Source organism: Bacteroidia bacterium (genome assembly GCA_016218155.1).
Classification (GTDB): Bacteria; Bacteroidota; Bacteroidia; order Bacteroidales; family GWA2-32-17; genus GWA2-32-17.
This window is the reverse complement of sequence record JACREQ010000022.1, coordinates 21,150-27,950: the sequence shown is the minus strand read 5'-3', so window position 1 is coordinate 27,950 and position 6,801 is coordinate 21,150. Positions and strand designations below refer to the sequence as shown.

At 30.7% G+C, this 6,801-nt stretch carries 6 protein-coding genes; all 6 read right to left on the bottom strand.

Annotation, left to right across the window (positions count from 1 at the left end):
- Nucleotides 1-98 precede the first annotated feature (98 nt).
- Nucleotides 99-2,651 (bottom strand): outer membrane protein assembly factor BamA, encoded by a 2,553-nt coding sequence (gene bamA / locus HY951_02970; protein MBI5538992.1) that lies wholly within the window; start codon nucleotides 2,649-2,651, stop codon nucleotides 99-101.
- Entirely contained in the window at nucleotides 2,644-3,408 is a 765-nt protein-coding gene (locus HY951_02965) for an isoprenyl transferase (GenBank protein MBI5538991.1), read from the bottom strand. The genes bamA and HY951_02965 overlap by 8 nt, the downstream gene beginning before the upstream one ends.
- A 1-nt stretch (nucleotide 3,409) precedes the next feature.
- Complete coding sequence (locus tag HY951_02960) at nucleotides 3,410-4,108, bottom strand: hypothetical protein (GenBank protein ID MBI5538990.1); 699 nt, start codon at nucleotides 4,106-4,108, stop codon at nucleotides 3,410-3,412.
- A 16-nt stretch (nucleotides 4,109-4,124) separates the two neighbouring features.
- Entirely contained in the window at nucleotides 4,125-4,874 is a 750-nt protein-coding gene (locus tag HY951_02955) for an outer membrane beta-barrel protein (GenBank protein ID MBI5538989.1), read from the bottom strand.
- Between the two features lie 6 nt (nucleotides 4,875-4,880).
- Nucleotides 4,881-5,786, bottom strand: a complete 906-nt coding sequence (locus HY951_02950; GenBank protein MBI5538988.1) for an outer membrane beta-barrel protein — start codon at nucleotides 5,784-5,786, stop codon at nucleotides 4,881-4,883.
- A gap of 122 nt (nucleotides 5,787-5,908) precedes the next feature.
- Nucleotides 5,909-6,796, bottom strand: coding sequence for an NAD kinase (locus HY951_02945; GenBank protein MBI5538987.1), 888 nt, complete (start codon nucleotides 6,794-6,796; stop codon nucleotides 5,909-5,911).
- Nucleotides 6,797-6,801: the final 5 nt, after the last annotated feature.

Below are 6,801 nucleotides of genomic sequence, written 5' to 3'. Positions count from 1 at the left end.
CAAATTTCTGTGATTGTGAATTAGCTGTTCCTATTGTTAGAACGCTAACCATTAGAATTAAAAATAGCTTTTTCATAGTTTTAAATTTAAATTAATTTTTAAAAGTTTTGTCCGATTATAAAATGAAACTGACTTTTGTTTTCGCCTGGTCTGACTGCCTCGTCAAAGCCGTAACCCCAGTCAACACCTAATCTTCCAAACATTGGCAAGAAAATACGAATTCCAACACCTGCAGAACGTTTTAAGTCAAAAGGTTTAAATTCTTCAAATTTATTCCAGCAATTTCCACCTTCAGCAAATGTTAAAACATATAATGTTGCATTTGGATTAAGTGAAAGGGGGTATCTAACTTCAAAAGAGAATTTATTATAAATATTACCACCTGCCAAAGGAGTTAGAGAACCATTTCCGTAACCTCTTAATGAAATGGTTTCTTTTCCGTATAGATTATATGATACTAGTCCGTCGCCACCCATATTATATCCTTCAAAAGGTGAAGGTCCGTAATCTTTATTGTAAATTCCTAGAAAACCAAAATCAGCTTTTGTATTTAATACCAAATCTCCTGCCAATTTTGTAATGAAGTTTGTATTTAAAGTCCATTTATGATATTCAATCCATTTATATTTGTCTTTATCAGTCATGTTTACATAGTCTCTGTTATTTAATAAAGAATATGGTGGAGTAAGTTGTAATGATAAAGAAACATTAGAACCTTTTCTAGGATAGATCGGTTGATCAATAGAGTTACGCTCAAAAGTAGTTTTAAAGCTTATATTACGTGAATTTCCATCAGAGAATGAGAATAAATACCCGTAGCTATAATTTTTAAGTATATAATTCTGATAACTTAGTTCATTATATAACTGGAAATAATCATCAGGCCATTTAAGTCGTCTTCCTAATCCAACAGATACTCCGAAAATATCCATTGCTTGTCTTTTTTCGTCTTTTTTACTTAATCCGTTAGATTGAATTGTGTAATATGTTGACAAAGATAATGACCTTGGTTTTTTTCCACCAAGCCATGGTTCAACAAATGAAGCTGAATATGCCTGATAATAAACTCCATTAGTTTGGGCTCTTACACTTAAACGTTGTCCATCACCAGATGGAAGTGGTCGCCATGCATCTTTTTTGAAGAAATTCTTAGCACTAAAGTTATTAAAAGAAACGCCAAGTGTTCCCACTATCATTCTTGCTCCCCAACCTCCTGATAATTCAATTTGATCAGATGGTTTTTCTTCAACAATATACTCTATATCTACAGTTCCGTTTACAGGATCAGGAGTTGGCCTTACATCAAGCTTTTCAGGGTCAAAATATCCTAGTGTAGCAAGTTCACGCTGTGTTCTCATTATGTCAGATCTGCTGAATAATTCACCTGGTTTTGTAAATATTTCTCTTCTAACAACGTGCTCGTTGGTTTTTGTGTTTCCGGTTATAATAATTCTGTTTATTGTAGCTTGTTTACCTTCATAAACTCTCATTTCAATATCAATAGAATCATTAATAATTTGTGTTTCTGTTGGCACTATAGAGAAAAACAAATACCCATTATCTAAATAAAGTGAACTTAAACTATTCTGATCAACAAATAGTCTTTGGTCTAAAATGGATTGGTCATAAATATCACCTGATTTTATTCCAAGAAATTGTGATAGTGTATCCGATGTGTATTTAGTATTTCCTATCCAAGTTATATTTCTAAAGAAATATTTATGACCATGGTCGATCCATAATTTAATTCCTAAAGTTTTTCTTCCGGTAGAATAAACAGAATCTTTTGTAATAATAGCATCGCGGTAACCATGTTCGTTAAGCTTTGCAATAACGGCTTTTTTATCTTCAATGTATTTATCTTCTATATATCTTGATGTTTTAAACAGCCTGTACCAATGTTTTATTTTGGTTTCTTTCATTTTAGAACGAAGTGCAACATTTCCAGATGTTCTAAATATTAGAAATTTTGGTTTTTCTAAAGAGGTTTTGTCATTATTAGCCAGTTTCTTTTCTTTAACAATGTCTTCACCTATTAATTCAATATTACTGATTTTAACTTTTTCTTTTTTATTTATATCAAAAAATAATATAACATGGTTTGCTAAAGTAGAATCATCTTTTTGAGTGATGTTAATATCTACATTATAAAATCCTTTATCAATATAAAAAGCTTTTATCGAATTTTTTGCATTGAGTATAATGTTTTCTGTTACCTGATTACCTTTTACAAGTTTTATTTTCTCGCGAAGATCATCGGCATCACTTTTTGAAATGCCGGAGAATGAAAATTTACTAAGTCTTGGTCTTTCCTGAAGAAATATATTAAGAAAAACTGTTTTGCCCATTGTTTTATCAATACTGATTTTAATTTCAGAGAACAGTCCCTGATCCCACAACTTTTTTATAGCATTTGTTATTTTTTCTCCGGGTATTTCTATTGTATCACCGACTTGTAAGCCTGATATGTTAATTAAAATACTTTCATCAAGGTATTTTAATCCGGATATTGTTATTCCGCCTAACTCAAATGAATTTGATGTTGAGTAGTCAATATCAACTGTTTCAGATGACATAATTTGCCCAAATGATAAATTAGTTTGGATTAATAATCCAATGGCTAAAATAGAAATCGCTACCCACTTAATCATTCTTTTGTGCATTTTGTTTTATTATTTGTTCACTTGTCATTCCAAATCTTCTTTCGCGAGACTGGTAATCATTAATTGCTTTATAGTAGTCGTCTTTAGTAAAATCAGGCCAAAGTGTATCTGTAAAATATAGTTCGGTATATGCTAACTGATAAAGTAAAAAGTTGCTAATCCTATATTCGCCACTTGTTCTGATTAATAGTTCAGGGTCGGGGATTTCAGATGTTGAGAGATATTTTTTAAACAAATTTTCATTAATCTCATCAATTTGTAGAATGTTATTTTTTATATCTTTTGCTAAATTTATAACTGCTTCATTTATTTCCCATCTGGAGCTGTAGCTAAGAGCTAAAACCAAAGTAAGCCCAGTATTAGAGGAAGTGGTTTCAATAGTTTTTATTAGTTTGTTTCTAACATTTTTAGGTAATTGCGAAATGTTACCAATTACAAGTAATCTTATATTGTTTTTTGTAAGATTTTTAAGTTCATTATTTATTGTAGAAACTAAAAGATTCATTAGAGCATCAACTTCTAGTTTAGGTCTGTTCCAGTTTTCAGTTGAAAATGCATAAAGAGTAAGAAATTTTATTCCTAATTCTGCTGATGCTTCAACAACATCATTAACCGATTTAACCCCATTCTGATGTCCGAAAATTCTAATACCACCTTGTTTCTTTGCCCATCTGCCATTGCCATCCATTATTATTGCAATATGTTTTGGCAATTTATTTATATCGATAAGTTCTTTATAATTCATATTATCGATATGTGTTACAGTCTGCACCAGATTGTCTAATCTGATATGTTATAAATAACCCAAAGAAAGAATACCAATCACGTTGGTGGTAATAGCCTGTTTGTTTACTCATTAAATAACTATTTTCTGTTGTTGTAGTTGGCATTTGTTTATGCCATACAACTTTATCTAATCCGTCAGTAAAGGTTTTTCTGAATGTCCATTCAAAACCCATTCCAACTCTTTCGGGTAATAAGTTAAACTTTAATCCTAAGCCAAAAGGTATTGCTGGTTGATATGGTTGTATAGCATATGATGCTATTAAAAAAGTTCCACCGATATGAACATATGGAGTATAATTATGCTTTTTGTCTCCTATTTTGTATGGTAAGAAGTTAAGTTCCAGTTGTCCTGTTATTTCTACAATTGGAGTATAAAATGTATATTTTCGATTAAGTTGATATTTATAGTTAAAATCTAAATCATCTCCGGAAAGGCCTCCACTAATCAGACTTCCACGAACTGCCCATCGGGAACCTAGATTATATCTTATTAGACCTCCATATGCAAAATGAATATTATGAAATTGCTTGGAATTATTTAAATCGCCTAGATAATAAGAAGTTCCGAGGAATAAACCAAAATCTAAGTTTTTTTGTGCCGTGGCATTAAAAACTGTAGCGAACAGAAAACATATAATAAATGCCCGTTTAACAAACATGTTGAAAATAATAGAATTAGAATTTTGGCAAACCGCTACGTGCAGTTTTTAACTTATAAGTAACGTTAATTGTAAGAAAAGAGTATGCGTCACGTGCTTTAGAATATTTATCTGAATGTCCATCAAGATAATCAGTAGATGTGTATCGCATACCATACTCTAATCCTAAAGAGGCTCTTCTGTTAATAGCATATTTAAATCCTATTCCAATTGGAATAACAAAATTAAAATGAGAGTATTTTTTTACTTGATTTGAAGTAGCATTTGATAAACTTGGCTTAGGATAGAATAAAATACCTCCAAAGCCAACAAATACATAAGTGTTTACATATACAAATTTAAATCTTTGTAAATTTTTAAAAGTATATCTTGTTCCTAATCTTTCTTTTAGTATAGAATATTCAAATTGAACTGATGGTTCAAATAATCCCGACGAAAAAGTTACATTTCTTGCTGAACGTTGTGCTGATTCGGTATAAATATCACTACCATGTATTCGTCCATAAATAAGATTAAGTTTTAATGCAACTTTTTCTTTTAATTTGTATCTCATTCCTAAAAGTAAATGATAACGTGTTGCTTGCATGTCAATATCACCCATAAAATGAACGCCGTCTTTATTTCCACCACCTAAGTCTCCAAAGAAACTAGATGGTCCTATGCCTCCAATAACTTCATACCTACTTCTTTTCCATCTTTGTGCAGATGTAATAACAGGAATTGTAATTATTAAAAGTAATATAAGTAATAGAATTTTATTTTTCATTTTTTATTATCTGAATTTAGGCATACCTTGTCTTGTTGTATAAAGCTTAACTGTTAAATTGATAACCATAAACATATAAGAATCTTTGTCTTTAGCATCGCCTCTTTGTTGGTATGCATTTGTTTGTCCAGGGACAGCCCCTAGTGAAGGATCTGCTAAATATGCCGATATATCTCCATTGTATTCTCTAACCATTGTATTGTCAAAGTAGGTAGTACTTACATCATCAATATAATCAGTAAAAGTTTTTCTAATTCCATATTCTAAGCCAATATTCCATCTTCTGTTTAAGCCATATTTAAAGCCAATTCCGTATGGAATGCATACGCTAAATCTGGAATATTTTTTTCTTGTTGGTACAATACCCTGACCTTCTGTTCCCAATGGTTGTAAAGAATGCCATGTTCCATCAACATATTTTCCTTTTGGGTTATAGAAGAAACCTCCAATACCTAAGAAGAAATAAGTATTTGTTTTAAATCCTTTAATACCTCTAACACGTCTTAAGTTATAACGATGTCCTTGTTTTTCCCTAATAATGGAATATTCAAATTGTGTTGAAAATTCTGCAATATTTGCTTTGAAATTTAAATTCCTGTTTGCACGGAATTTTTCGGATGTAGTTTTGTCGTCGCCATGAAGCCAACCATAGCTTAACATTGTTTTATTTGAGATAGTTTCAGTAATTCTATATCTAATTCCTAAACTTAAAGCTGGTCTTGTCATTTTAAACTCTAAATCTCTTACGAAATTTGTTCCAACTCTGTTTGCTCCGCCTAATTCACCTAAAAAATTTGTTGCTCCAATTCCGTAATAAATTTCGTATCTCATACGTTTCCACCGTGATGAAGCTTGCGAAAATGCTAAGTATGATAATGTTGTTAAAAAAGATATTAGGAGAATTATTCTCATTCAACAAGGCTTTTTTTGTTATTAAACATCAAAAATAGAAAAATTAAAATTTTATACAAAATATAAATGATAATTTTAATCTAAAATAATCTTAAATAAAATTTATAAAATGCCTAACTGTCTCAATTTCTTGGGTCTGCTCCCCACATTAATTTATATCTTAAAGTGTTAAAAAAATTGTACTGTGGACATTGTAACATTTTAACATTGAAATCTGCTCTTTTTATTGTAAGTTCTGCAGATGAGTCAATTGCAATTGAACGATGATCTAAAGATATTAAGCAATTTTCCGTTCTGCTTTGTATTGTTAGTTTTATGATTGATGTGTCGGGAACAACTATTGGTCTTGCATTTAGGTTATGAGGTGCTATAGGGCTAATAACAAAACAGTTTGCATTAGGAACTAAAATTGGACCTCCTGCACTTAAAGAATAGGCTGTTGAACCAGTTGAGGTCGAGATTATAAGTCCATCGGCTCTGTAACAATTTAAAAACTCACCATTTACGGAAGCGTTTATTGCTATCATTGATGATGTGTCTAATTTATGTATTGTTAAGTCATTTAATGCAAAATTAAAGTCGGGGAAAATAGTAGATTCACTTGATAATTCGAGCAAAGTTCTGGTTTCAATTATGAAATTGTCTGAGAAAATCGCATTTAATGATGATTCTATTTCATTTTTAGAAATATTTGTTAAGAAACCTAAATGTCCACTATTAATTCCAACAATAGGTATGCTTAATGTTCTAACAATTGACACTGCTTCAAGAAATGTTCCATCTCCGCCAATACAAATCATTAAATCTAAATCTGGTTCAAGATCGTAGAAACAAGTGAAAGTTCCTTTTGCATTTATTTGATTAGCATAGTCATCATTTATATTCTCTAAAAATGTTTGGTTTACAAAAACATCAATATTGTTATGTGTTATAATATTACATAGCAATAAGAAGTATTCAGAAAAATTTGGGTGAATGTGGTTGCCGTGAAGACCAATCTTTTTAATCATATTTT

What these genes read in the sequence shown, in the direction of transcription:
- bamA (MBI5538992.1), bottom strand. Translation starts at nt 2,651, where the DNA reads ATGATTAAGTGGGTAGCGATTTCTATTTTAGCCATTGGATTATTAATC.
- HY951_02965 (MBI5538991.1), bottom strand. Translation starts at nt 3,408, where the DNA reads ATGAATTATAAAGAACTTATCGATATAAATAAATTGCCAAAACATATT.
- HY951_02960 (MBI5538990.1), bottom strand. Translation starts at nt 4,108, where the DNA reads ATGTTTGTTAAACGGGCATTTATTATATGTTTTCTGTTCGCTACAGTT.
- HY951_02955 (MBI5538989.1), bottom strand. Translation starts at nt 4,874, where the DNA reads ATGAAAAATAAAATTCTATTACTTATATTACTTTTAATAATTACAATT.
- HY951_02950 (MBI5538988.1), bottom strand. Translation starts at nt 5,786, where the DNA reads ATGAGAATAATTCTCCTAATATCTTTTTTAACAACATTATCATACTTA.
- HY951_02945 (MBI5538987.1), bottom strand. Translation starts at nt 6,796, where the DNA reads ATGATTAAAAAGATTGGTCTTCACGGCAACCACATTCACCCAAATTTT.